This is a genomic window from Devosia oryzisoli, from assembly GCF_014837245.1.
GTDB lineage: Bacteria > Pseudomonadota > Alphaproteobacteria > Rhizobiales > Devosiaceae > Devosia > Devosia oryzisoli.
The window spans coordinates 516,525-539,655 of record NZ_JACYFU010000002.1 but is presented as its reverse complement, the minus strand read 5'-3'; the positions used below and the strand labels follow the sequence as shown (position 1 = coordinate 539,655).

At 62.9% G+C, this 23,131-nt stretch carries 26 protein-coding genes, 2 tRNA genes and 1 pseudogene; 18 read left to right on the top strand and 11 right to left on the bottom strand.

From position 1 onward, the window contains the following. Positions 1-85 precede the first annotated feature (85 nt). Positions 86-949, top strand: a complete 864-nt coding sequence (locus IC608_RS09300; protein WP_191774759.1) for an LOG family protein — start codon at positions 86-88, stop codon at positions 947-949. Between the two features lie 152 nt (positions 950-1,101). Here the strand turns inward: IC608_RS09300 and IC608_RS09295 are convergent, their stop codons facing one another. After that, a complete protein-coding gene (locus IC608_RS09295; protein ID WP_191774758.1) occupies positions 1,102-2,028 on the bottom strand; it encodes a pirin family protein in 927 nt (308 codons plus the stop codon). An 81-nt stretch (positions 2,029-2,109) separates the two neighbouring features. Continuing rightward, positions 2,110-3,726 (bottom strand): hybrid sensor histidine kinase/response regulator, encoded by a 1,617-nt coding sequence (locus IC608_RS09290; protein ID WP_191774756.1) that lies wholly within the window; start codon positions 3,724-3,726, stop codon positions 2,110-2,112. A gap of 170 nt (positions 3,727-3,896) precedes the next feature. Here IC608_RS09290 and mscL point away from each other — a divergent pair, with 170 nt between their 5' ends. Together mscL and IC608_RS18310 are read left to right on the top strand one after the other, a co-directional pair. Then, a complete protein-coding gene (gene mscL, locus IC608_RS09285) occupies positions 3,897-4,331 on the top strand; it encodes a large conductance mechanosensitive channel protein MscL (protein WP_345890886.1) in 435 nt (144 codons plus the stop codon). 307 nt (positions 4,332-4,638) lie between these two features. Continuing rightward, the gene (locus IC608_RS18310) at positions 4,639-5,268 is read left to right on the top strand and encodes a response regulator transcription factor (RefSeq protein ID WP_282567963.1); all 630 of its coding nucleotides are present in this window, start codon (positions 4,639-4,641) and stop codon (positions 5,266-5,268) included. A 141-nt stretch (positions 5,269-5,409) separates the two neighbouring features. On the opposite strand, the gene hemA is transcribed toward IC608_RS18310, so the two are convergent. Beyond that, complete coding sequence (gene hemA, locus IC608_RS09275; RefSeq protein ID WP_191774752.1) at positions 5,410-6,690, bottom strand: 5-aminolevulinate synthase; 1,281 nt, start codon at positions 6,688-6,690, stop codon at positions 5,410-5,412. Between the two features lie 286 nt (positions 6,691-6,976). On the opposite strand from hemA, the gene IC608_RS09270 reads away from it, so the two are divergent. Together IC608_RS09270 and IC608_RS09265 are read left to right on the top strand one after the other, a co-directional pair. Further along, entirely contained in the window at positions 6,977-7,744 is a 768-nt protein-coding gene (locus tag IC608_RS09270; protein ID WP_191774750.1) for an SDR family NAD(P)-dependent oxidoreductase, read from the top strand. 103 nt (positions 7,745-7,847) lie between these two features. Further along, a complete protein-coding gene (locus IC608_RS09265) occupies positions 7,848-8,513 on the top strand; it encodes a YiaD family glycine zipper/OmpA-like lipoprotein (protein ID WP_191774748.1) in 666 nt (221 codons plus the stop codon). A gap of 47 nt (positions 8,514-8,560) precedes the next feature. On the opposite strand, the gene IC608_RS09260 is transcribed toward IC608_RS09265, so the two are convergent. Further along, positions 8,561-8,866, bottom strand: coding sequence for a hypothetical protein (locus IC608_RS09260; RefSeq protein ID WP_191774746.1), 306 nt, complete (start codon positions 8,864-8,866; stop codon positions 8,561-8,563). After that, positions 8,866-9,123 carry a hypothetical protein gene (locus IC608_RS09255; protein WP_191774744.1) on the bottom strand — a complete coding sequence of 86 codons (258 nt, stop codon included), beginning with the start codon at positions 9,121-9,123 and terminating at the stop codon, positions 8,866-8,868. The genes IC608_RS09260 and IC608_RS09255 overlap by 1 nt, the downstream gene beginning before the upstream one ends. A gap of 173 nt (positions 9,124-9,296) precedes the next feature. Here IC608_RS09255 and IC608_RS09250 point away from each other — a divergent pair, with 173 nt between their 5' ends. From IC608_RS09250 to IC608_RS09240, 3 genes are all read left to right on the top strand, one after another. Continuing rightward, on the top strand, positions 9,297-9,686 hold the full coding sequence (locus IC608_RS09250; RefSeq protein ID WP_191774742.1) for a PRC-barrel domain-containing protein: 390 nt from the start codon (positions 9,297-9,299) through the stop codon (positions 9,684-9,686). A gap of 127 nt (positions 9,687-9,813) precedes the next feature. Next, on the top strand, positions 9,814-10,725 hold the full coding sequence (locus IC608_RS09245) for an ROK family protein (protein WP_191774740.1): 912 nt from the start codon (positions 9,814-9,816) through the stop codon (positions 10,723-10,725). After that, positions 10,722-11,450, top strand: coding sequence for a copper homeostasis protein CutC (locus tag IC608_RS09240; RefSeq protein ID WP_191774738.1), 729 nt, complete (start codon positions 10,722-10,724; stop codon positions 11,448-11,450). The genes IC608_RS09245 and IC608_RS09240 overlap by 4 nt, the downstream gene beginning before the upstream one ends. Here the strand turns inward: IC608_RS09240 and IC608_RS09235 are convergent. The 3 genes from IC608_RS09235 to coxB are packed head-to-tail and all read right to left on the bottom strand — an operon-like array spanning position 11,447 to position 14,906. Then, entirely contained in the window at positions 11,447-11,758 is a 312-nt protein-coding gene (locus IC608_RS09235; RefSeq protein WP_191774737.1) for a hypothetical protein, read from the bottom strand. The genes IC608_RS09240 and IC608_RS09235 overlap by 4 nt on opposite strands. Then, positions 11,755-14,262, bottom strand: a complete 2,508-nt coding sequence (ctaD, locus tag IC608_RS09230) for a cytochrome c oxidase subunit I (protein WP_191774734.1) — start codon at positions 14,260-14,262, stop codon at positions 11,755-11,757. The genes IC608_RS09235 and ctaD overlap by 4 nt, the downstream gene beginning before the upstream one ends. Continuing rightward, on the bottom strand, positions 14,259-14,906 hold the full coding sequence (gene coxB / locus IC608_RS09225; protein ID WP_248306273.1) for a cytochrome c oxidase subunit II: 648 nt from the start codon (positions 14,904-14,906) through the stop codon (positions 14,259-14,261). Before coxB ends, ctaD begins: the two co-directional genes overlap by 4 nt. Positions 14,907-15,032: 126 nt before the next feature. Between coxB and IC608_RS09220 the strand changes: the two genes are divergently transcribed. Further along, a complete protein-coding gene (locus tag IC608_RS09220) occupies positions 15,033-15,500 on the top strand; it encodes a DUF2231 domain-containing protein (protein WP_191774732.1) in 468 nt (155 codons plus the stop codon). On the opposite strand, the gene IC608_RS09215 is transcribed toward IC608_RS09220, so the two are convergent. The 3 genes from IC608_RS09215 to IC608_RS09205 form a co-directional block, all read right to left on the bottom strand. Continuing rightward, positions 15,481-15,981 (bottom strand): CopD family protein, encoded by a 501-nt coding sequence (locus tag IC608_RS09215; protein WP_191774730.1) that lies wholly within the window; start codon positions 15,979-15,981, stop codon positions 15,481-15,483. The two genes, IC608_RS09220 and IC608_RS09215, sit on opposite strands and share 20 nt — an antisense overlap. Then, positions 15,978-16,727, bottom strand: a complete 750-nt coding sequence (locus IC608_RS09210) for a cytochrome c oxidase assembly protein (RefSeq protein ID WP_191774729.1) — start codon at positions 16,725-16,727, stop codon at positions 15,978-15,980. The genes IC608_RS09215 and IC608_RS09210 overlap by 4 nt, the downstream gene beginning before the upstream one ends. Positions 16,728-16,988: 261 nt before the next feature. Then, positions 16,989-17,063 (bottom strand) — tRNA-Thr (locus tag IC608_RS09205). Positions 17,064-17,467: 404 nt separating this feature from the next. Here IC608_RS09205 and murA point away from each other — a divergent pair. From murA to IC608_RS09165, 9 genes and pseudogenes are all read left to right on the top strand, one after another. Then, a complete protein-coding gene (gene murA, locus IC608_RS09200; protein WP_191774728.1) occupies positions 17,468-18,760 on the top strand; it encodes a UDP-N-acetylglucosamine 1-carboxyvinyltransferase in 1,293 nt (430 codons plus the stop codon). A gap of 258 nt (positions 18,761-19,018) precedes the next feature. Continuing rightward, entirely contained in the window at positions 19,019-19,450 is a 432-nt protein-coding gene (locus tag IC608_RS09195) for a DUF2948 family protein (protein WP_191774727.1), read from the top strand. Between the two features lie 4 nt (positions 19,451-19,454). Beyond that, a complete protein-coding gene (hisD, locus tag IC608_RS09190) occupies positions 19,455-20,747 on the top strand; it encodes a histidinol dehydrogenase (protein ID WP_191774726.1) in 1,293 nt (430 codons plus the stop codon). Between the two features lie 3 nt (positions 20,748-20,750). Continuing rightward, positions 20,751-21,224, top strand: a pseudogene (locus IC608_RS18085) (UPF0262 family protein); the annotation flags it as partial. A 57-nt stretch (positions 21,225-21,281) separates the two neighbouring features. Continuing rightward, complete coding sequence (locus tag IC608_RS18080) at positions 21,282-21,710, top strand: arsenate reductase ArsC (protein WP_345890885.1); 429 nt, start codon at positions 21,282-21,284, stop codon at positions 21,708-21,710. A gap of 75 nt (positions 21,711-21,785) precedes the next feature. After that, on the top strand, positions 21,786-22,004 hold the full coding sequence (gene infA, locus IC608_RS09180) for a translation initiation factor IF-1 (protein WP_046103343.1): 219 nt from the start codon (positions 21,786-21,788) through the stop codon (positions 22,002-22,004). A 4-nt stretch (positions 22,005-22,008) separates the two neighbouring features. Next, positions 22,009-22,650, top strand: a complete 642-nt coding sequence (locus IC608_RS09175; protein ID WP_191774723.1) for a Maf family nucleotide pyrophosphatase — start codon at positions 22,009-22,011, stop codon at positions 22,648-22,650. After that, positions 22,650-22,826 (top strand): DNA gyrase inhibitor YacG, encoded by a 177-nt coding sequence (gene yacG, locus IC608_RS09170; RefSeq protein WP_191774721.1) that lies wholly within the window; start codon positions 22,650-22,652, stop codon positions 22,824-22,826. The genes IC608_RS09175 and yacG overlap by 1 nt, the downstream gene beginning before the upstream one ends. Before the next feature lie 109 nt (positions 22,827-22,935). Next, positions 22,936-23,011 (top strand) — tRNA-Phe (locus tag IC608_RS09165). Positions 23,012-23,131 lie beyond the last annotated feature (120 nt).

Here is a 23,131-nt window from a genome sequence, read left to right as displayed (position 1 = left end):
CTTGCCCAGTCCCAAGACTATCGGTATTGCCGCTGAGGCGTACACGCCCAACGCACTCTCCTGTACGCCCTGGGAGTAGGAATTCTTGGCTAGACGTAATCCGACACGGCTGCGCACCTCCAGCGAGGATATCGCTGCATCCAAAAAGGCGCCGCAGACCCCGCAGACGCAGAACCCGGCCTATCGACTGGCTTTCGCGGATGATGACTTCCTCACCTCCGAAGACACCCGCGGTATCCGGTTCCAGCTCGAATACCTCAAGCCCGAGTTTCGGCTGCGCGAGCATGGGATCACGTCAACGGTCGTCCTGTTCGGCGGCGCGCGTATCCCCGAGCCCGGCAAGCCGGCCTGGGCGGCCAAGAACGAAACGCAAAAGCGCAACCTCGAGCAGGCCTCGCGCTACTACGAGGAGGCCCGCCGGTTTGCGCAACTGGCCGCGCAGACGTCGGCAACCACGGACTTCAAGGAATACGTGGTGGTCACCGGGGGCGGACCGGGGGTGATGGAGGCCGGCAACCGGGGCGCTGCGGACATGGGCGCACCTTCGATCGCCTTCAACATTGTCCTGCCTCACGAGCAGGCACCCAATGTCTATGTCACCCCCGATCTCAGCTTCAACTTCCACTATTTTGCGACCCGCAAGATACATTTCCTCATCCGCGCGAAAGTGGTTGCCGTGTTTCCTGGCGGCTTCGGCACGCTCGACGAGTTCTTCGAGACTCTGACGCTGATCCAGACGGGCCGCATGGAACGTGTGCCGGTGCTGCTCTTCGGGGCGGACTTCTGGACCAAGGTGATCAATCTCGAGGCGCTGGCCGAGGCGGGGACCATCGCGCCTACCGATCCTGAACTCTTTACCGTGGTCGACACGGCCGAGGAGGGCTGGGCGGTGGTGCGCAAGTTCTACGGCCTCCCCGAAAGCCACGAACCCGACTGGCGCGGCGGCTGACGCTGCCCTTTGATCTGATCGGTTCCGGCCCCGCGGGCCGCCATCGAAGCAGCGAAGCTCTGCCGCTCTCGACGGCTGGAGCCGCATGCCTCGCGTCACTCCGGTGGCAACAAGGCCTGACGGACCCCGGACGGGTTCAGTCGAGCCAGCGCTCAATAGCTCTTTTCCGGCAACGGAATGAACTCGGCTTCGTCGGGCACGGGGCCGAACCGTGCCTGCTTCCAGTCTTCCTTGGCCTGTTCGATCCGCTCCCGGCTCGAGGACACGAAGTTCCACCAGATGTAGCGTGGGCCTTCAAGCGCGGTGCCGCCCAGGAACATCATCCGCACCGGTGTCAGGGCCGTCACGGTGATCCGATCGCCTGGGCGAAACACCAGGAGGCGCGGTCCTTCGAACGCCTCGCCTGCGATGGCTACGGTTCCGTCCACGACATAGATGGCGCGCTCCTCGTGGTCGGCATCGAGCGGTGCGCTGAGGCCGGGCGCAAGGTTGACCTCGACATAGAACCAGTCCGAGACCGTCTTGACGGGGGACGCCAAGCCGAAGGCTGACCCGGCGATGATGCGGGCCGAAATGCCTGTATCGGTTATGGTCGGGAGCATCTCCGAACCGAAGTGCTGAAAACTCGGGTCGATTTCCTCCTGACCCTGGGGCAGGGCGATCCAGCTCTGGAGGCCCAGCATGGTGTGCGGTGCTGATCGCTCTACCGCAGGTGTCCGCTCGGAGTGGGCGATGCCGCGACCGGCCGTCATGAGGTTCATGGCGCCGGGCTGGATGTCCTGCACATTTCCTTGGCTGTCGCGATGGGTGATGTGCCCGTCAAACAGGTAGGTAACCGTGGAGAGGCCGATATGGGGATGCGGAAGGACGTCCATGCCCTGTCCCGCCAGAAATTGCACCGGGCCGAACTGGTCGAAGAAGATAAAGGGCCCCACCATCTGACGCTTGCCATGCGGCAGGGCGCGTCGGACGGCAAAGCCACCGCCAAGATCGCGCGTCCGGGGGACGACCACCAGATCAAGTGCATCGCAGCTCTTGCTGTCGCCGGCGATGGGATCGAAATCGGGAAGCCAGGTCATCCGTCGCTCCTTGTGCGTCTCCCATCGCATACCATCGCTCTGGATGCGCCGAGCTGTCGAGGCGGCACACAACTGTGCCTGCTAGACGCGGCGCATCGCCGGTCGTCTGCTTTGGCTGGCCAGTCCGCTGATGGTGGCACGCAGGGCAGCGGGCTTCACTGGTTTGGTAACCACCGCAATGCCGCGGTCCTCGGCCAGCGCGCGCACGGCGGGGCTTCGGTCCGCCGTAACCAGGGCTGCTGGCAAGTGCCCTCCCAGATTGTGCCGGAGCCACTCGATCGCATCGAGGCCGGAGGTCTGATCCAGGTGGTAGTCCATCAGCACAAGGTCCGGGTACCAGCCTTCGAGCAGCCGCTCACGATCGATCTGCTTGAGCGAGAGGGCCGTGCGCACGTCGCACTCCCAATGGCCCAACAGGCCCTCCATCGCCTCAAGAATGGCACGCTCATTATCGACGCAGAGCACCTTGAGCCCCGCCACTCCGAAAGTGGCCTCTGTCGGCGGTACGATGGGGCGCTGCTGAAGCCGCGCCTGGCGCACCAGCGGCAGAAAAAGCGAAAAGCGTGACCCGACGCCTTCACGGCTGTCCAGTTCAAGTGCAAGGCCAAGGGCAGCCACGAGTCGCTGGACGATCGACAATCCCAGTCCCAAACCCTGGGCCATACGCGCGCCGCGTTCAAGGCGCGAGAATTCAGCGAACACCAGCCTGTGCTGATCGCGGTTGAAGCCGATGCCGGTATCGATGACGTCGAGGCGCAGCCTGGCGCCGCGGCGGCGCACGCCGACCAGGACCTTCCCACCTTCAGGGGTGTATTTGATGGCGTTCGAGACCAGGTTCTGCACGATGCGTCCGACCAGCGTCCGGTCGACCAATACGGTACTGCGGCTTGCCACGAGGCGCAGCGAGATCTGCTTCTCCCGCGCAAGGGGCGCGTACTCTACCTCGATCTTCTTGAGCAATTCCTGCACCAGGACCGGCGCTGGCGCGGGTTTAAGGGCTCCCGAATCGATGCGGGAAATGTCGAGGAGCGCCGACATAATGTCTTCAACCGCCGTCAGGGATGCCTCGATGGAATTGGCCAACTCGGCAAAAGCGGTCGACTTGGCTCGCTCGATGAGGGTGGACGTGTAGAGGCGGGCCGCGTTGAGCGGCTGGAGCAGGTCGTGGCTGGCGGCTGCAAGAAACCGCGTCTTGTCGTGGTTGGCGGCGTCCGCCTTGGCGCGCGCGATCTCTAGCTCCGAATTGACACGGCGCAACGCCGCTGTCCGTTCTTGGACCCGTCCCTCAAGGTTCTGGTTGACCCGCTCGAGTTCGCGTTCCGCCCGCACCCGGCTGGTCACATCGGCAAAGCTGACGACCAATCCGCCGTCCGGCAACCGGCTGGAATAGAACTCGAAAGTCTGTCCTGCATCGCCCCGCCTCTGGCTAAGACTAGTGGACTTTGCGGTCAGTTGATTCAACCGCGCGGCTGCGAGCTCGGTGGTGTCGCCCGGCCCCAGATCGCCACGTTCTGCTAGGAAGAGCGCCATATCGAACAGCGGGCAGCCGCGACGCGACAACTCCTCGGGCAGGCCGAGCAGCGTCACATAGCTTTTGTTGGCGCTGACCAGGCGAAGACCGGCGTCGAAGACGGCCAATCCCTGTGGGATATGGTCGATCGCATCGACGACAGCGGCACTGAGCTCAAGCGGGTGCAACGAAGGTGCCTTTGAACGCGGGCAGGTCTGCTCGTTTATCGGCTGCGGCAGGGGGCAGCGCAAGCTGTTCGATGGACCATTGCTTTTCGTTTCGAGCTCGGCAATCGTGCCCTTGGGCGCCGTCCGGAGGAGACGGCCGCCCGTTCCAGAGGAAGGGGCAAAACATGAGCGTGTTCAAAGAATTTCGAGACTTCGCAGTCAAGGGCAACATGATCGACCTGGCGATCGGCGTCATCATTGGCGCCGCGTTCGGGGCCATCGTGTCATCCATCGTCGATGACGTATTCATGCCGCTGATCGGCCTTTTGATCGGCGGCATAGACTTTTCGAACCTGTTCGTTGTGCTGTCCAATCCTGACAACGTCGCCGTTCCCTCGGTGGCTGCTGCCAAGGAGGCGGGCGTTGCAACCCTCAATATCGGCCTCTTTATCAATGCGGTAGTCAAATTCCTGATCATCGCCTTGGTGCTCTTCGCGGTGGTCAAAGGGATCAACGCGATGAAGCGGCAAGCCGCGAAAGAGCCTGTTCAGGCGACGCCGGCTCCCAGCCGGGAAGAAGTGCTCCTCACTGAGATTCGGGACGCGCTGCGAGCACAGCGCTCCTGAACTTTTCTTGGGGGTCAGGGTATCTAACACACTTGACACACGTCGAAAATCTAGGAATAAATTCGTACGGATACTGAGGTTTTTAGGACATTGGTCCTTTTCGTCAGGATAATAGTCTCTATGGTGGTGACATGAGTGGCGGCGTTGCGGAGTACGTAATCAAGCTTACGCAGTAGTAAGATCGACCCGTTAGTGGCCATAAGGCAATTTACTCGCGTCTGTTCACGAAATTGCGGGCGCTGCACATCTCCATTCGAAGACTATTTTAATCGATCGATCACGCTGATGCTTTGGGGGCTATGGCAGATTGAATACTGAACCCTATTTTCTTTCTCATGTTCATCGGGATCTTCTGGTCCATATCTGCGATGGCGATCTGCCCACTTGCGAGGTGTTGAGCGTGCTGTTCCGGGTCGAGGGCTTCCGCACCTCGTTCTCCAACAGCAGTGCCCAGTTCCTGGGCATGCTGGACCGGCGTCGGCCGGAGATCGCGATCATCAACCTACAGATTGGCGAAGAGAGCGGCATTCTTCTGCTGCGACGGCTAAAGGCTCTGCGTTCTGCGGCCATAGTGGTCATGTTAAGCGACGCACCGAACGTCGAATTGGCAATCACCGCCGTAAAGCTCGGCGCCCTGGACGTTCTGAGCAAGCCGGTGGACGGCGAGAATCTTCTTGATATCGTTCGTGAAGCTATCCGGGAGAACCACTCGGGTCTGCTGCCCCGGACTGAACGGCAGGGGCCGTCCGCCCCTTTCGCCCTGACGCCGCGGGAAACCGAGGTGTTGCAGTTGATTGCGACCGGCCAGGCCAACAAGGAGATCGCGCGCCAACTCGGAATCTCTCCGCGCACGGTGGAGGTGCATCGGGCGCGTATTATGCAAAAGCTCGGCGCTCGGAACACCGCTGATCTCGTCCGCATCGCTTTGACGGGATAGCCCGCGCAACGCAGTCCAGGGCTGCCGGAACTTGGGGCAGTCTCAGTGTCGCCTCTAAGCGCCTTGCCAAGGGCAGGGACTTTGGCGCAAAGGCCGGGTTTTCACCTGCGCACTAGAAAAGCTCGGCACCGGAAGGCGGAGCTAGCCTCCAAGACTGGGCAGCGTCAGGTCGCCGCTCGTCAGTTTGCTGGCTGTCAGTGCAGGATCGGCGACGTCGCGCGGCAACTCCAGACTTGTCCAGACGCTGACCAGGGCGTGTCGCAACTCGAAGACCATCTCGTCCGTGTGCAGCGGTGTCGGCGTGATGCGCAGGCGCTCCGTTCCCTTGGGGACGGTGGGATAGTTGATGGGCTGGATGTAGATATTGTGCTTGTCCATCAGCATATCGCTGGCGGCCTTGACCAGCCGGGCGTCCCCCACGATCAGCGGCACAATATGGGTCGGGGTGTCCATGACCGGCAGTCCGGCATCGGCGAGTATCGCCTTGGTCAGGCGCGCCTGACGCTGATGCATCTGCCGTTCCTGGCCATTGCCCTTGAGATGCTCTATTGATGCGCGCGCCGCCGCACAAAGAGCAGGCGGGAGCGCCGTGGTGAAAATGAATTCCGGAGCATAGGAGCGAACCGCGTCGATGATCGACCGGTTGGCGGTGATGTATCCGCCCATCACGCCAAAACCTTTGGCGAGCGTGCCCTCGATGATGTCGATGCGCTCCATCAGGCCCTCGCGCTCGGCAATGCCGCCGCCGCGCGGACCGTACATTCCGACGGCATGCACTTCATCGATATAAGTGAGGGCGCCGAATTCCTCGGCGAGATCACAGATTTCCTTGATCGGCGCAATGTCCCCATCCATCGAATAGACGGACTCAAAGGCAATCAGCTTGGGCCGCTTGCGGTCGATTTGGCTCAGGAGCTCGCGCAGATGCGCGACGTCGTTGTGGCGGAAGATTTTCTTTTCCATGCCGGACTGGCGCACGCCCTGGATCATGGACGCGTGGTTGAGCTGGTCCGAAAAGATCACGCAGTCAGGCAGCAGCCGGGCAATCGTGGAGATGGCGGCTTCGTTGGACACGAAACCCGAGGTGAACACCAGCGCCGCTTCCTTTCGGTGCAGATCGGCCAGCGAACGCTCAAGTTCCACGAGCGGCCGGTTCGTGCCCGAAATGTTGCGGGTGCCGCCGGCGCCGACACCCATGCTGCCGGCCGTTTCCTGCATGGCGCGGACAACCTTTTCGTGCTGCCCCATCCCCAAATAGTCATTGGAGCACCAGATGGTGATTTCGCGCGGATTGTCGGCATCGTCACGATAAAGCGCCCGGGGAAACCGGCCGGCTATTCTTTCGAGATCGGCAAACACGCGGTACCGCTTCTCCGCACGCAATGAATCCACTGCGTCCTCGAAAATTCCACGATAGTCCATGAGGCCGATCCTTCTGCGCCAGTTGCCGGGCGGCGGTCCCGGCGTGCGGTAGAGACTTATCTAGGCGCAGCGCGCTCGCCTTGACATAGGTCAATTCGACGCGCGCCAAGCGCTAACTCCTTGGTGCGCCACGACGCACTCCGCAAAGTTGAGAGCCATTCTAAGGTCTGAGCAAGGCTCTGCCAACCGGTTTGCCGAGAAAAGGCCTACTTCACCAAACTGCCCGCGCCTTGCCTCCGGCGGCGACCCTTTGTATCGATGGCGGCGATCAACAAGGTCGAGCCAGATGCTGTTTGCTTCCTATCCAAGCCTCAAGGACCGTCCCGTTGTCATTTCGGGTGGCGCAACAGGCATTGGCGAGGCCCTCGTTCGTGCGTTCGCAGCGCAGGGCGCTCGCGTGGGCTTTGTCGATATTGCCCAGGACGAAGGCGTGGCCCTTGCCGAGGAACTTGCGGGGGCGGGGCAACAGGTCCGCTTCACCCGCTGCGACGTGACGGACATCGCGGCCTATCAGAAAGCCATTGCCGGTTTCGCGGCCGCGCACGGCGATGCTCTCGTGCTGATCAACAATGCGGCAAACGACCAGAGGCACGATTGGGCCGAGGTTAGTTCCGATGATTGGGATGCGCGCTTCGCGGTCAATCTCAAGCACGCCTTCTTTGCTGCCCAGGCGGTCGCGCCGGGGATGAAACGGGCAGGCAAGGGCTCCATCATCACCTTCGGTTCGATCAGCTGGATGGTGCTGACGCCATCCATACCTCTTTACGAAACGGCCAAGGCGGCTGTGCATGGTCTCACCCGCGCCCTGGCGCGCGAGTTGGGCCGCTCCGGCATTCGCGCCAACTCCCTGGTGCCCGGCGCCGTCATTACGCAACGTCAGCTAGATCTTTGGCTGACCTCGGAAGACATGGCCGCAATTGAAGCGAACCAGGCCCTATCGGGCCACGTCATGCCGGAGGACTGCGCCCGCATGGCTCTCTTTCTTGCCGCAGACGATAGCGCGATGATCAGCGGCCAGCACTTTCTGGTCGATGGCGGCTGGGCCAATGCCTGACAGGACGCCGTTCATCTTGGATTCAGCATGATGGGGTAATCACGGTGCTGCCTTATTGAAGGGGCACCAAGCCGCTTCGTTCGAATCCTTCAGGGGGATACATATGAAATCCAAGGTTCTTGTCGCGCTTGCGGCGACGCTTGCGCTAAGCGCCTGCACCACCATCGATCCCTATACCGGCCAGGGGAAGCTCTCCAATACGGCTGGTGGCACGCTGCTGGGCGCTGGCGGCGGCGCGGTGGCCGGTGCCATCGTCGGTGCGGCGGTGGGCGGCGATCCGCGCGTCGGCGCATTGATCGGCGCCGGTGTTGGCGGGCTGAGCGGTGCGGCGATCGGCAACTACATGGATCAGCAGGAAGCCGAGTTGCGCGCCCAGTTGCAGGGGACCGGTGTCTCCGTGACGCGCGTGGGCGACCAGGTCATCCTCAACATGCCGTCCAGCATCACCTTCGCCACCGATTCCTCGACCGTGCAGCCGCAGTTCAACCAGACCCTGGTCTCCGTGGCCCTCGTTCTCAAGAAGTTCGACAAATCCATTGTCGACGTCTATGGCCATACCGATAGCCAGGGCGATGACGCCTACAACCTCGCCCTCAGCCAGCGCCGCGCGGTCGCTGTGGCCACTATTCTGGCCAACCAGGGCATCGACCAGCGCCGCTTCTACATCGAAGGCAAGGGTGAAACCGCCCCCATCGCTTCGAATGCCACCGAATCGGGTCGGGCTGAGAACCGCCGAGTGGAGATCCAGATCTCGCCCATTCGCGGCTGATCGCAGCACGACAAACCTTGAGGCGCGCCCCATGGGGTGCGCCTTTTCTATTGGGCGTTGGTTTGGTCGAGTTGCTGTTCGACCGGCGCAGAAGTGGGTGTCCCCGTCTGCATCTCGGTGCTCGGCGCACCGTTGAGCATCTGCAGGACGAACAGTACCGCGATGAGAATCGCAAGTGCGACCAGACCATAGAGCCACCAGTTGGTAGGGCCTGTTGCGCCGACACTGGGTTCGTGTTCGCCCGCCACCTTGATACCTGACCCGTCCGGCACGTCGATCTGGGACCCATTCTCGTCCACGAGGGTATCCACCTTCGCAACTTCGGGTGCTTGGATGTTACGAGGGGCGGCCATCAGTAATCTCCCTTGAGGACCGTTTCCGTGCCGACGCCGCTTTCGACGCCCTCCCGCACATAGGCGATGGCGTTGTCGACCTCTTCCGGCTCGAAGCCCAGATCGTCGGCGTTGACGTCCTTGCCGGTGACCTCCGCCTTGATCTGATGCAGGAGGTCGATCTTTTCGCGCGCGGTGAACAACGGGTGCTGGGCAACCTGCATCGGCGTGAGGTTGTCCCTCCCGCCCATGCGCTGCTTTAGGCTATCGAAGACCATTGAAGTTCTCCTGTGCTCTGGGGACGAAGCCCCTTTGGGAACTCAATGCGCGCCCGCGCCTGCAAGTTCCGCCTCGCGCCATGGCACCTCGCGGCAGATCACAATCATTGGACAGCGAAACTGAAGTGCCGGGGAGACGTTGGTCGTCACACCGTCAAGAAAAGGAGGTCGCAATGGCCTATGACGACGCACGCAATGCTAATCCGGACGTCACGGAGACGCACGACCTGATCGCCTCCGACAAGGTGGAAGGCACCAAGGTCTTTGATCTTTCGGGTGAGCAAATCGGCTCCATCGAGCGCATTCTGGTCGAAAAGCGCGGCGGCAAGGTGTCCTACGCCGTGCTCAGCTTTGGCGGCTTTCTCGGCATGGGCCAGGAGCACTATCCGCTTCCCTGGTCCAAGCTTGAATATGATGAGAGCCTGGGCGGCTATCGTGTCGATGTTTCGAAGGATCAGCTCGAAGGTGCTCCGCGTTACGAGCGCGAAAGCGATGATTTCTGGACGGCCGAGAACGGTCGCCGCGTATATGACTATTACGGCGTGACACCGTACTGGATCTGATCCGACATCCACGCGCGAGTATTGGTCGGCGTCTCCGTCAGGCGCCGGCCTTCTTTTGGCACCTATGCTCTTGCCGACCCACGTCCCTTTCCCTACCACCATGGAGTGACGAGAGGGGCCGGCGACGATGATGACCTGCTTTGATATCGGCGGCTCGACGATCAAGGCCGCGACAGCCGATCCTACACACCCGACGGACCTGGCGCCCCTAGGACGGGTGAAGACGCCACTCGACGATCTTGAGGCGTTCTGCACTGCGATCGAGCGGCAGGTGCTCGCCGGAGGCGCGTCTGCAAGCGCCCCGCTTGCCATCTCTGTCACCGGCGTCGTCGATCCAGTGTCGCAGGTGGTGACGTGCGCCAATATTCCCTGCATCGATGGTCTCGCTTTGGCGCCTCACCTGGAACATCGCCTGAGGAGGCTCGTATTCGTGGCGAACGATGCGGACTGCTTTGTCCTCGCCGAAGCTTTGGCCGGCGCAGGGCGGGGATATCGGGTGGTTTTCGGGGCGATCCTGGGCACCGGCGTTGGTGGCGGCATTGTCGTCGATGGCCGTCTGCACGCCGGAGCGGGGGGCTTGGCAGGAGAATGGGGGCACGGTCCCATCGCTGCGACATCGGTTGGCACCCCGCCCCTTTCCATTCCACGCCTATCGTGTGGCTGCGGTCAGGTGGGGTGTGTCGATACTATCGGAGGCGCAAGAGGGCTGGAACGCATCCACCTCCACATTTGGGGGAAGCACACCGCCAGCACCGAAATCATCGCGGGATGGCTTGCGGGCGGCGAGCAAGAGGCGCGTTCTGTAGAGGTGCAAATCGAGCTCATGGCAGATCCTCTGGCGCTGGTGGTGAACATCATCGGCCCCGATGTCATCCCCGTTGGCGGGGGCCTTGGCACGGTTCGGCCACTGGTCGAGCGCCTCGACCACGCTGTGCGGCAAAGAATCCTGCGCCGGCTTGATCGCCCGCTGGTGGTGCCCGCAGGCTTGCAGGGCGATCCCGGCCTCGTCGGCGCGGCTCTTCTGGCGAGGGTCACATGACGCGCCCGCTGCTCGAAATCTGCGTTGATGACGCGGACGGCCTGGGCGCAGCCATCGACGGTGGCGCCGATCGCATCGAGCTGTGCGCAGCGCTCGAATTGGGCGGCCTTACGCCATCGCCCGGCCTCGTGTCTCTAGCGGGAGCAGCGGGTGTCCCCTCACGCGCCATGATCCGCCATCGCCCCGGTGACTTCGTCTTCTCCCCTCTCGAAGCCGACGCGATGCTCGGCGACATCGACATGGCACTGGAGTCAGGACTTGGCGGCGTGGTCCTAGGGGCCAGCCTTGAAGATGGGCGCCTCGATCGGAGGCTTCTCGAGCGTCTCTGCGGCCGGGCGGGCGGTCTTGGGCGAACCTTGCACCGCGCCTTCGATCTTGTCCCGGATTTCCGCGATGCCGTTGAAATGGCGGTGGATTTGGGGTTCGACACCATCCTCACCTCAGGTGGCATGCCTACCTGCCTTGAGGGACTCGATAACCTCACCCGCGTCGTAGACTATGCCGCCGGGCGCATCACGATCATGCCCGGCTCCGGATTGGCGCCCCAGATCATAGGTGTCCTGCGGCGAACCCTGCCGCTCAGCGCCGTGCACGGATCGGCCTCTGTTCTTGCCGACCCCTCCAGTCCAGCCGCTGAACGCCTGGGGTTTTCCAGCCAAACCCGCAGGAGGACCAGCGCGAGGAACGTGGCAGCGCTGCGCGCAGCGCTGGATGCACCCAACTAGACGCAAGTGCTGGTGAAGGTAACCGGCAGAAACACCAGAACGCCGGCACCCAGGGCAGCCCGGTTGGCCCAGAGTGCGGCGACGCTGAGTGTCGCGGAAGCTTCGCCGTCCGACCGGAGCGGCCAGAAGGCGGGAACGGCCAATACGGCGACGAGGATGCCATAGGCCAGGATCAGCACGGCCCTGTGCGTCGGCCATCCATAGGCGCAGCCAAGGGCCTGCAGACCATATAGCGCGACAAAGCCGACGGACCAGACGGTAAAGCCGGCAACAAGGCTTATGAGCGCGATCTTGTCGCCCTGTCTCATGCGACAGCTCCTGCCGTATCCAGGACGGCGATCAAGGCCGCGCCCGCCACGGCCGTCGCCGCCGCAAAGCCGTTCCAAAGAGCCACGATCCTGGGGGCTGTCCCACGATTTTGCGACACATGCCCGCGAGCCAGCCGAAAAAGCGTGGCTCCCGAAAGCACTGCTCCGATCCCGGCATGCAGGGCACAATAGGCCAAGACGGCAAAGACGATGGCGATGCGGGCGTGTTGCGTGGGATCAGCCAGAAGGAAGGCGGTCGCGCCCAGCAAGACCATAGCCGCAATTTGTGCAGCCACTGTCATCCAGAGAGCGGGGCCCGGGGCTCGCCCACCACTGTTGTTGCGGTCCCCGACCAGTGCCGCAACCCCGCCCACCGCCGCAGCCCCGACGCCGGCCAGCAGCATCGCCCAAGAGACGGCGGTCTCTGGCGCCGAGCTCCAGTTCGGGGCGACCACAAGGAGGAACAGGCCGCCGAAGAGGAGCGAGCTGTAAAGTGTTGCATTCGTGACGAGCGCAGTCCGGCTAGCCAGAACCGTCACATTATTCGATGCCTCCGCATCGAGCGGCGCGCTTTGGCCGCGGCCGATTGGCAACGGTCCCTGGTCTGCCGTTTCCCCCAGGCTGCCCGGCCAGAGGAGAAACAGGCCCAGCGTGCCCAAGAGGGCCAACGGCGCAAGGGCATAGAGGCGGAACAGCAGGCAGAGGAAAAACGCCCCCGTTGCCAGCGCCGTCCAGAGCGGCAGGAGCGTGCGGCGCGGGAGGACGACGACATGCTCGACGGCGCCCGTCACCATGTCGACGGCCAGTGTTTCCTGCCTGTTCGCGCGCGCAAAGCCCAGGTATCCCTCACCTCCCGCGAGGCGAGACCCCAGCGCGGCGGGATCGATCTGATCGGCGCGGCTCTCGATGTGAGGTATGGACGCGAATGCGTAACTTGGCGGCGGCGTCGCCGTTGCCCATTCTAGGGTCTGCGCTTTCCAGGGGTCTCGGCCGAAGCGTTCGCCGAAGCGCAGTTGCATCAGGATGTCGGCCAGCACCATGGCAAAACCGATCGTCAGCACAAATCCACCGACCGACGAGAGGAGGTTGAGCCAGTCCCACCCCCAGTTGGACGGATAGCTCGAGATGCGCCGGGGCATGCCCATGAGCCCGGTCAGGTGCATCAGAAAAAAGGTCATGTTGAAGCCGATGAAGATCAGCCAGAATGCCGGCACCGACAACCGATAAACGCTTTGCCGCCCCGTGATGTGCGGCAGCCAATGGTAGAGCGCCGCGAGCATGGGGAACACGAAACCGCCCACCAGCACATAGTGAAGGTGCGCCACGACGAAATAACTATCATGGGCCTGGGTATTGAAGGGCACCATGGCCAGCATGACCCCGGTCATGCCGCCTATGACAAAGACGACGAAGAAGCCGATGACGTAAAGCATCGGGATATCCCAGCGGGGTCGACCCGAGGCCAGTGTGCCGATCCAGGCAAATATCTGCACCGCCGTCGGAATGGCCACGAGGGCGCTGGCGGCAGAGAAGAAGGCCAGCGCCATGTGCGGAATGCCCACCATGAACATGTGGTGCACCCAGAGCCCGAACGAGAGAAAGCCGAGCGCAACAATCGCGGCAATGATGGCGCGGTAGCCCAGGATCGGACGCTGCGCGAACACCGGAATGATGGTGGAGAGCGCTCCCGCCGCGGGCAGGAAAATGATGTACACCTCGGGATGGCCGAACAGCCAGAAAAGATGCTGCCAGAGCAAAGGGTCTCCGCCCCGCGTCGGGTCGAAGAATGGCAGGTTGAACGCCCGCTCGAGTTCGAGAAGGATTGATCCCAGGATCAGCGGTGGAAACCCGAGCACCATCATGCCCGACGTCACCAGCATGTACCAGGCGATGATTGGCATCCGGGTCAGGCTCATGCCAGGCGCACGCAGCTTGAGGATAGACACCAGGATTTCGATCGCGGCGGTGACGGCCGATATTTCGACGAAGGTGATGCCGAGCAACCAGACATCGGCATTGATGCCGGGCGAATATGGCCGGGAGGATAGCGGGGTATACATGAACCAGCCGCCGTTCGGCGCGGCGCCGAACAGCAGCGCCGCGATCAGGATCATGCCGCCGAAAAGGTAGCACCAGAACCCGTAGGCAGTCAGCCGGGGGAACGCCATGTCCCGCGCGCCCAGCATCTTGGGCAGCATGTAGATCGCGAAGCCCTCGAACATGGGGATGGCGAAAAGGAACATCATCACCACGCCATGCATGGTGAAGATCTGATTATAGAGCGCAGGCTCAAGGAAACCGCTCTCGGGCGTTGCCAGTTGCGCCCGGATCAGCATGGACAGCAGCCCGCCGATGGCGAAGAAGGTGAGGGCAAGCACCATGAAACGCTTTCCCAGCACCGTATGATTGACGCTCGAAAGCCTCCCCCACCCGGGCGGCGTCCTCCAGATGGCATCAAGCTCCTTGTGCAGCCTGACGGGCGAAACGACAGCCGGCTCGGTCATGGTGCGGCCCCCGCCATCATCGATTTGAACGTCTCCAGGTCATGCGCCTCCACCCGGAACTGCATTGTCTCGTGCCCCGGGCCGCAGAACTCGGCGCAGATGCCCCGGTAGATCCCCGGCTCATCGGCCTGCAGGCGAATTACGTTGCGGTGGCCAGGAATGGCATCGATCTTTCCGCCAAGTCGCGGCACCCAAAAGGCGTGGATCACGTCGGCGCTGGTCACCGCTATGTCGACAGGCTCGCCCGCCGGGATGTGCAGCGTCTCGCTTACCGGGAGCCCCGGCACGTCGGGATAGGAGAAGCGCCACGCCCACTGTTCTGCCCTCGCCTCGGCACGATAGGCGACCTCTCCCCTTGGCAGGAGTTGCTCCCCCAGAACGAGGGCTGTCCCTGTCAACAGCATGAGTATGGGGATGGGCAGGATCAGTCCGCCTCCTACGATCCATTGGCCAGCCGTCACCCCGGCCAGGCGGTGGGGCCGAAGGTAAGCCATTGTCAAAAGCGCCAGAACCAGGGCCGTCAACACTGCTGCGCCGGCAAGCATGACCCACCACAGGAGCGCAAGGTTAGCCGCTCGCGGCCCTGCCGGATCGAGCGCGGAAAGCTCTCCGGTGCAACCGGCCAGCAGGACCGGCGTTGCCAAGACGACAGCTGAACGCGCGAGGGGCCAGTGCCAATGTCGGACCAGACCAAGGATGCTGAAGACCAGGAGCTCCAGGCCGAGGAGGGGCACCAGCCCGAGGCGCGGCCGGATCACCCCAATCCCGTCATGCGTGCCGTGGCCGAAAAGGATATTGGCTCCGCCATCGCCGTGGCAGGTCATCCGGTTCACGCGATGCTGGTCCACTTCCCCATCGCTTTGGTCGTGAGCACGTTGGGCACCGATCTCTTCTACTGGTGGACCGGCGACACTTTCTGGCTCGAGGTTGGCACTTGGGCCGCCGCCTTCGCCTTCATCTTCGGGGTCGTGGCGGCCCTTGCCGGTACGCTGGAGCTGCTCGCCGTCCCGGGCATCCGCGTCCGTGTGGCCAGTTGGAACCACGCCGTGGCCGCCATGGTGCTCCTGGCCATCACGGCGGCCAATGCGGGTCTCAGGATCCATATGCCCGATCAGGTCTTGCCGTCCGGTCTCGCGCTCTCCCTGCTGAGCACGATGGCGGCGGGGTTCGCTGGCTGGCATGGAGGAAAGCTGGTGTTCGATCACGGCGTTGGCCTCATCATTTCCACCCGTCAATGACCGGCCTCGCGAAGTCCCCCAGCGCGCCAGGACGGAACATCCCCATCAGTTCGCTCGGTACGTCAAGGCGTGGCTTGCCGAGCACCAGCAACAGGATGGTGCCCACCACGAGCAGCGTCAGCGGCACCATCACGTGCAAGCGCCACCCAGGATAGGTTCCACCCGGCTCGAACAGGCGCAGGATCATCAGCCCTGCAAAGATATGGATCCCGGTCATGGCGGCCACCATCGCGAGCTTTGCCGCGAACCAGTTGCCGTAGGTTTCCTGCGCCAGAATGAGCGCAGTACCACTGCCGATTGCCACAAAGGCGGCCGGGGACGTTACGGCCACATAAAGAGATCGAGTGAACGCGTGGATGCGAAACAGCGGGTGCCCGGCCAGTTGCCCCCGTTGTGCGAAAAGGAAGGGCAGGGCGATTAGTCCCGCAGACCAGAGGGCAACCGCCCCTACATGCACAAATTTGAGCCATATGAGCATCATCGCGCTGGCTCGCCCTCGAGGCGCAGCACCGATACCAGTCGCCAAAGCACCACGAAGAGCAGGGGTATGTTCGCCGGTACCCACATGATGAGCCCGGCCAGTTGCTGGTCCTCAAGGGGGCTCATCCCGAAAGCCAGCGTCTGTCCGAAGTGCGGCCAGTAAATCGGCTCAGGGGCGAAGACCAGCAGCGCCCCGAGAAAGCCCATCTGCATGGCGCTGGCCAGAGCCGTAAGACTTGCAACCCCCGTTCGCGGGTTGCGCAGAATGCCGAGCCAGAGCCACACGGCAGAGCCGGACAAAGACGCCTGCATCGCCCAATAAAGCGCCGGATGCTCGAATGCGGATGCATAGGCGAGCGGCAGGTGCCAGAGCCAGAGCAGTGCTGTGGAAACGACCAGGGCGGGCAAGAGCGGCGCGCGCCTTCCCCAGTGCCGCGGCAGCGCCAGCACCACGAGCGGCGCCAGAATGACCATGAGGATCATGTGGTGCGTTACCCGCACCGAGAACAGCGCCACGGAAAGAGCGCAGACCGGGGACACGAACAGCACTACTGCCAAAAACCAAGCCAACGTCGCCCAAACGAGCCGAACGCGGTCTCCCCGCAGCAGCAGTCCGGCGGCCAACGCAGCGGCGGCGAGGACGGCAAGTAGCACTGGATCGAAATTCCACCGCCCCCAGATCGTGCTGGGGGTGGGAGGAAAGCCACAATAGCTGGAGGCGAACGAAAAGGCTGACGCTGTATCCATTCCCATCCTGGGCTCGAGCTTAAAGACCTGCGGGCAGCCTTTTGGATAGCCAACCATCCGCGATGCCACCAAATCGTCCCTATCGGCATGACAACGTTGCTGCCGCCAGCCTCATCACTACCGATCCCGGATCAGGCTTCTCCCGGTATCCCCGATAGCCAACTCCTCACCTCATCCCCAGTTCCAAAAAGCGTGCGACATGCGCCAGCATGGACCGAGCCGAGCTCAGTTGGGCAAGGGCAGATGAAAGAAGGGAAAAAATGGTGCTGCCGGTGAGGATTGAACTCACGGCCTCTCCCTTACCAAGGGAGTGCTCTACCACTGAGCTACGGCAGCAATTCGCGGGGCTCGGCGGACCGGCGTGGCGACGCGGGTCCTTTGCCATAGTGCCTCACTCGACGCAAGGCCAAAAAACCACTATCACCGCCTCGACGACTCGATGGCAAGGGTACCGATGGACAAGTCGGAACAGGCGCTGCAACGCGAGCAAAGATTGGCCGCAAAGCTGCGCGAGAACCTCAAGCGCCGGAAGACTCAGGCCCGGGCTCGCTCAGCCCGGCATGAGGATCCAGCCCCCGAAACGGACGCGGACAAGAAACCGTAAACCATTTTCGGGCGTATTGGAGACGTCACACATTCGCTGAGCGCGGCTGGTCTGGCTTACGTGGCAACGAAGACCTCGCTTACCTCCCCCCACAGGTAATGGGACCCCTTCCGGGCCCGACAAGAGGAAACTCTTCATGGATCGCATTCGACTGATCGGCGGCAACGAGCTTCGGGGTGAAATCCCCATCTCCGGCGCGAAGAACGCCGCCTTGCCGCTTATGATCGCCTCGCTGCTGACGGCCGAGCCGCTGGTGCTGACAAACGTGCCGCGCCTGGCCGATGTCAAGCAACTCGAACGCATCCTGGAGAATCACGGCGTGGACATCGCCGTGCATGGCCGTCGCCGGGGCGAGGCGGAGGGCGTCGGGCAGCGGATGACGTTCACCGCTGGAGAGATCGTCGACACCACGGCCCCCTATGAGCTTGTCTCGAAGATGCGGGCCAGTTTCTGGGTTATCGGGCCGCTTCTGGCACGCTGCCACGAGGCGCGCGTGTCGCTGCCTGGCGGCTGCGCCATCGGCACACGGCCGGTGGACCTGTTTCTTCATGGCCTCAAGGCACTTGGCGCGGAAATCGACATCGATGACGGCTACGTTGTCGCCCGCGCGCCCAAAGGTGGCCTCGTGGGTGCCACCGTACGGTTCCCCAAGGTCTCGGTTGGCGCGACGCATACCATCCTGATGGCGGCGACGCTTGCACGCGGCACGACCATCATCGAGAACGCAGCGCAGGAGCCCGAAATCAGCAACGTGGCCGAGTGTCTGGTCGCCATGGGGGCGCGCATCTCCGGCATCGGCACCCAGACGCTGACCATCGAGGGCGTGGAAAAGCTGCACGGCGCGACCGTGGAGGTCATCCCGGACCGCATCGAGACGGGCACTTTTGCCATGGCAGCGGCCATGACCGGAGGCGATGTTCTCTTGCGCGGTGCGCGGCCCGAACACCTGCAGGCTGCCCTAGACGTCCTGGAGAAGGCCGGTGTCGAGCTGACCACGGAGGCGCATGGGCTGCGCGTGCGGCGCAATGGCAATGGCATCCAGCCCGTCGATGTCGATACCGATCCGTTCCCCGGCTTTCCGACCGATCTGCAGGCCCAGTTCATGGCCCTGATGACCATGAGCACGGGAACAAGCCGCATTCGCGAAACCATCTTCGAGAACCGCTATATGCACGTGGCTGAACTCGCCCGCTTTGGCGCCGACATCGCGGTCGACGGCCAGGTGGCGACTGTCCGCGGCAAGCCCCAGCTGAAGGGGGCCCAGGTCATGGCTACCGATCTTCGGGCCTCGGTGTCGCTCGTCATTGCCGGCCTTGCGGCCAAAGGCGAGACTGTGGTCAACCGCATCTACCACCTCGACCGTGGCTTCGAGCGGCTGGAGGAGAAACTCTCTCGCTGTGGCGCTGAAATCGAACGCGTCGCCGGCTGAGGCGCAGCTCGAGGACCAAGGCCGCTCCGCTAGGGCGGCTTTGGTACACCGACTGGGCGCTTGGGTGGAGGCCTTCCCAACGGCACGCCTCTTTGCCCACTCCCTCCCGAGAGAACGAATCTGCAGGGCGCGGGACGGGCAGGGCGCTTCTGGAGATGCGCTCCCCGTGCAACACGACGCATTGCCCCCGCGTATCAAAACCTTGTAGATCGAACCCCTATTGCCGACATAGGCGGCATGAACAATGAGGGGCCTCTCATGACCGATCTCAAGCTTCTTGCGCTGGATGCTGAAGACCTAGAAGTCGTGTCCGCTCATGTGCAGGATGCCGTCGTGCGTGTGTCGGACATGGGCTACGCGCGGGGCGACCGGCGCTTCGCGCTTTTGATGAACCGGTTCGATTGGACAGCCGAACTGCCGCGGGGAAGAGGCCTGCGCAAGCGCGCAGCGATGCATTTCGATGCTGTGGAGGCTGTGCGCTACGCCGGGTTTGATCCTGCCTCGCCCGAAGGCGTGCTCGAATTGCTGAACATTCACTTCGAACCCTCGGAGGCGCCATCCGGCACGATTGAACTCCGTTTTGCCGGCGGCGGTACCGTCCGTCTTGCCGTCGACTATGTCGAAGCACGGCTGTCCGACCTGGGCGCCGCCTGGGCTGCCTCAGGCAAGCCGCAACACGCTCTGGACTAGGATCATGCCCATTCGTCTCGACAGCGCAGAGGCCGACTTCGAAACGCGCTTCACAGCCCTGCTTTCCGGCAAGCGTGAAGCAAGCCAGGATGTCGGCGACATCGTGGCCGCGATCATTGCTGACGTAAGAGAACGCGGCGACGCAGCGCTGGTGGAACTCACGAACCGCTTTGACCAGGCTGGGGTCTCGGCCGAAACCCTCCGGTTGACCCCCGAGAGCATCGCTCGGGGTGCCGCGTCCGTGCCGCAGACGGTACGCGCTGCATTGCAGACGGCGCATGATCGCATCCGCGCCCACCATGAAAAGCAAAAGCCGCAGGATCAGGTCTATACCGACGCGCTCGGTGTCATCCTCGGCTCGCGCTGGACCGCAGTGGACGCCGTCGGCATATACGTGCCGGGTGGCCTCGCGTCCTACCCCTCCTCGGTGTTGATGAATGCCGTTCCGGCCAAGGTCGCCGGGGTGTCGCGCATCGCCATGGTGGTGCCCACGCCCAAAGGCGAGATCAATCCGGCTATCCTGGCCGCGGCGCAGATCGCCGGGGTCACCGAAATCTATCGCGTCGGCGGCGCGCAGGCGGTGGCGGCCCTGGCCTATGGTACCCCGACCATCGCGCGGGTGGATAAGGTCGTGGGTCCGGGCAACGCTTTCGTTGCTGCCGCCAAGCGACAGGTATTCGGGCAGGTCGGTATCGACATGATCGCGGGCCCATCGGAAGTGCTTGTCATTGCCGATGCCTCGGCCAATCCCGCATGGGTCGCCGCTGATCTCATCGCGCAGGCCGAGCATGGTGGCGGCGCGCAATCCATTTTGATCACCACCGATCAGCGCCTCGCCGATGCCGTCGATCGCGAGGTTGATCGCCAGCTGGCGCTTCTCCCCAAGGAAGCACTGGCGCGCGAGGGCTGGGAGGAGTTCGGCGCCATCATCACAGTGGACAGCCTGGACACTGCCACCACCCTGGCCAACCGGATTGCTTCCGAGCACGTGGAACTGGCCGTGGATGACCCCCAGGCGCTGCTTTCCGCGATCCGGCACGCGGGCGCGATATTCCTTGGGCACCATACGCCGGAAGCGATCGGCGATTATGTCGGCGGCTCCAACCACGTCCTACCCACCGCGCGGTCAGCGCGCTTCGCGTCCGGCTTGGGTGTGCTCGATTTCATGAAGCGCACGTCGATCCTCGGCTGTGACCCATCGTCCCTGGCGGCTTTAGCCGAGGCGGCCGTCACTATTGCCAATGTCGAAGGCCTTGACGGGCACGGGCGATCCATTTCCATCCGGCTCAACCGGTGACGCATGGCCCGCGCCACGCCACCCAGTGAGAAGGATCGGCTGGTTACCGTCACGCTCGATCCCAACACCATCACCTCCATCAATCCCGACGAGGTGCATGAGTGGCGCATTGCCATCTACGATCTGCTCGAGGACAACTCCTTCCGACCCGCGAGGGTCAGCGCGGAGGGGCCCTTTGCTCTGCACGTCTCGATCATCGGGAATTCGATTCTGCTCGACGTGCGGGACCCGGAGACGTTCAAGCCGATCGCCGCGCATTATCTGTCGCTGACCCCGTTCCGCCGCCTCATCCGAGACTATTTCCGGATTCGCGATGCCTATTACGAGGCCATCCGATCTGCCCAGCCCTTCCAGATCGAAACCGTCGACATGGCGCGGCGCGGCATGCACAACGAGGCCGCCGAGCTTCTGCGCACCCGGCTCGAGAACAAGCTGATCATCGATCTCAACACCGCGCGCCGCCTGTTCACCCTCATCTGCGCCGTCCAGCCCTACGCCTCGCGCATCGACGAGGCGACCAGCAAGTTGCCCACAGTGCTGTTCGTCTGCTCGATGAATTCGGTGCGTTCGCCCATGGCCGCCGCCCTGGCCCGCAAGGCCTTTCCAGGGCGGATCATCGCGCGCTCGGTCGGGGTGAATGGTGGCAAGGCCGACAGTTTCGTACATGAGGTGATGGAGGAGGTGGGCGTTGATATGAGCGTGCATACGCCCCATATCTTGGACGAACTGGTTGCCAATCACTTCGATCTCGTTGTCACCCTTTCCGACGATGCTCCCGGCGCCGTGGCCCGCAAGGATCTCGAAGCAGGCGCTATCGAGCATTGGCAGGTCGAGGATCCCTCGATCGTGGAGGGCAATCGCGATCTTGTCAGCGAAGCCTATCGCAATCTGCGCGACACGTTGGAGCGTCGCGTGCGCGAGCGTTTGGAGCCGCTGGTTTCCGGTGGTTCACAAAGCCGCTGAATTGCAGTAGGTTCCGCGCGATTTTTCAGCCCCGGCGTGCCAGATACCTGAGCGCGGGGCTTCTCAGGAGACAGTATGGCCAAGGAAGAAGTGCTCGAATTTCCGGGCGTGGTGACGGAATTGCTTCCCAACGCGACCTTTCGGGTCAAGCTTGAAAACGATCACGAGATCATCGCCCACACCGCCGGCCGCATGCGCAAGAACCGCATCCGCGTCCTCGCCGGCGACAAGGTGCTGTGCGAAATGACCCCCTACGACCTGACCAAGGGTCGCATCACCTACCGTTTCAAGTAATCCCATGGCCGCCAGCCGTCCGGACCTTATTCTGGCCTCGGCTTCGCCGCGCCGGCTCGCCCTGCTCAACCAGATCGGTGTAGAACCCGAGCATCTGGTGCCGGCTCACGTCGATGAAACCCCGGAAAAAGGCGAATTGCCGCGCAAGCTTGCTGCGCGCCTCGCCGACCTCAAGGCCCTGACAGCCCAGCACAAGGCGCGCATCGCCGGCTTTGGCGCAAATGCCATGGTCCTGGGGGCAGATACGGTTGTCGCCGTAGGGCGGCGGGTCTTGCCCAAAGCCGAAACCATGGAAGAGGCCACCGACTGCCTGCGCATGCTGTCGGGTCGCACGCATCGGGTGTACACCGGCGTGACCCTGCTCACCGCTTCGGGAGCCAAGCGCCACCGGATGGTGGAGACGCGCATTCGCTTCAAGCGTCTCTCGACCAGGGAAATGGAAGCCTATCTTGCCAGCGCCGAGTGGCGGGACAAGGCGGGGGGGTATGCCATCCAGGGCATTGCCGGCGCGTTTGTGGTCAAGCTCGTCGGCTCCTATTCAGGTGTCGTCGGACTGCCGCTGCACGAAACCGCACAACTGCTGGCGGGTGAAGGCTACCCGGTTCACTTCAACTGGCTCAACCAGTCGAGCAGTTCGGGCGTCTGATGGTGCCTCTTCCCGGCAAGACCTGTCCGATTTGTGGCAAACCCGCAGACAGCCAGTACAAGCCCTTTTGTTCGAAGCGCTGCGCCGACATCGACCTGCATCGCTGGCTGACGGGTGGTTATGCAATCCCCGCTCGGGACCAGACACCCGATGAAGATGGGGATGGCGAGGAGTAATACGGCGCCGAAGGGAGGCCGGTTTTCCACACCGCCTTTTCCCGCTTGCGCGGCAAAAACCCATCCCCTATAAGGCCCGTGGCTCGCGGCCCAGCCGCATTCGCCCGATGCCCAGATAGCTCAGTTGGTAGAGCAGCGGATTGAAAATCCGCGTGTCGCTGGTTCGATTCCGGCTCTGGGCACCACAATTTTCTCAATAAAATCAGTGACTTGAACAAGCATCTCGGCTGAGTGTGCCGCGTTTCATGTCGCGCATGTTGCGTTCAGCTAAGTCATTGAGAATCCAGCAACGTCCGCTATCGTAC

What these genes read in the sequence shown, in the direction of transcription:
- IC608_RS09295 (WP_191774758.1), bottom strand. Translation starts at nt 2,028, where the DNA reads ATGACCTGGCTTCCCGATTTCGATCCCATCGCCGGCGACAGCAAGAGC.
- hemA (WP_191774752.1), bottom strand. Translation starts at nt 6,690, where the DNA reads ATGGACTATCGTGGAATTTTCGAGGACGCAGTGGATTCATTGCGTGCG.
- IC608_RS09270 (WP_191774750.1), top strand. Translation starts at nt 6,977, where the DNA reads ATGCTGTTTGCTTCCTATCCAAGCCTCAAGGACCGTCCCGTTGTCATT.
- IC608_RS09265 (WP_191774748.1), top strand. Translation starts at nt 7,848, where the DNA reads ATGAAATCCAAGGTTCTTGTCGCGCTTGCGGCGACGCTTGCGCTAAGC.
- IC608_RS09260 (WP_191774746.1), bottom strand. Translation starts at nt 8,866, where the DNA reads ATGGCCGCCCCTCGTAACATCCAAGCACCCGAAGTTGCGAAGGTGGAT.
- IC608_RS09255 (WP_191774744.1), bottom strand. Translation starts at nt 9,123, where the DNA reads ATGGTCTTCGATAGCCTAAAGCAGCGCATGGGCGGGAGGGACAACCTC.
- IC608_RS09250 (WP_191774742.1), top strand. Translation starts at nt 9,297, where the DNA reads ATGGCCTATGACGACGCACGCAATGCTAATCCGGACGTCACGGAGACG.
- IC608_RS09245 (WP_191774740.1), top strand. Translation starts at nt 9,814, where the DNA reads ATGATGACCTGCTTTGATATCGGCGGCTCGACGATCAAGGCCGCGACA.
- IC608_RS09240 (WP_191774738.1), top strand. Translation starts at nt 10,722, where the DNA reads ATGACGCGCCCGCTGCTCGAAATCTGCGTTGATGACGCGGACGGCCTG.
- IC608_RS09235 (WP_191774737.1), bottom strand. Translation starts at nt 11,758, where the DNA reads ATGAGACAGGGCGACAAGATCGCGCTCATAAGCCTTGTTGCCGGCTTT.
- ctaD (WP_191774734.1), bottom strand. Translation starts at nt 14,262, where the DNA reads ATGACCGAGCCGGCTGTCGTTTCGCCCGTCAGGCTGCACAAGGAGCTT.
- IC608_RS09220 (WP_191774732.1), top strand. Translation starts at nt 15,033, where the DNA reads ATGCGTGCCGTGGCCGAAAAGGATATTGGCTCCGCCATCGCCGTGGCA.
- IC608_RS09215 (WP_191774730.1), bottom strand. Translation starts at nt 15,981, where the DNA reads ATGATGCTCATATGGCTCAAATTTGTGCATGTAGGGGCGGTTGCCCTC.
- IC608_RS09210 (WP_191774729.1), bottom strand. Translation starts at nt 16,727, where the DNA reads ATGGATACAGCGTCAGCCTTTTCGTTCGCCTCCAGCTATTGTGGCTTT.
- murA (WP_191774728.1), top strand. Translation starts at nt 17,468, where the DNA reads ATGGATCGCATTCGACTGATCGGCGGCAACGAGCTTCGGGGTGAAATC.
- IC608_RS09195 (WP_191774727.1), top strand. Translation starts at nt 19,019, where the DNA reads ATGACCGATCTCAAGCTTCTTGCGCTGGATGCTGAAGACCTAGAAGTC.
- hisD (WP_191774726.1), top strand. Translation starts at nt 19,455, where the DNA reads ATGCCCATTCGTCTCGACAGCGCAGAGGCCGACTTCGAAACGCGCTTC.
- infA (WP_046103343.1), top strand. Translation starts at nt 21,786, where the DNA reads ATGGCCAAGGAAGAAGTGCTCGAATTTCCGGGCGTGGTGACGGAATTG.
- IC608_RS09175 (WP_191774723.1), top strand. Translation starts at nt 22,009, where the DNA reads ATGGCCGCCAGCCGTCCGGACCTTATTCTGGCCTCGGCTTCGCCGCGC.
- yacG (WP_191774721.1), top strand. Translation starts at nt 22,650, where the DNA reads ATGGTGCCTCTTCCCGGCAAGACCTGTCCGATTTGTGGCAAACCCGCA.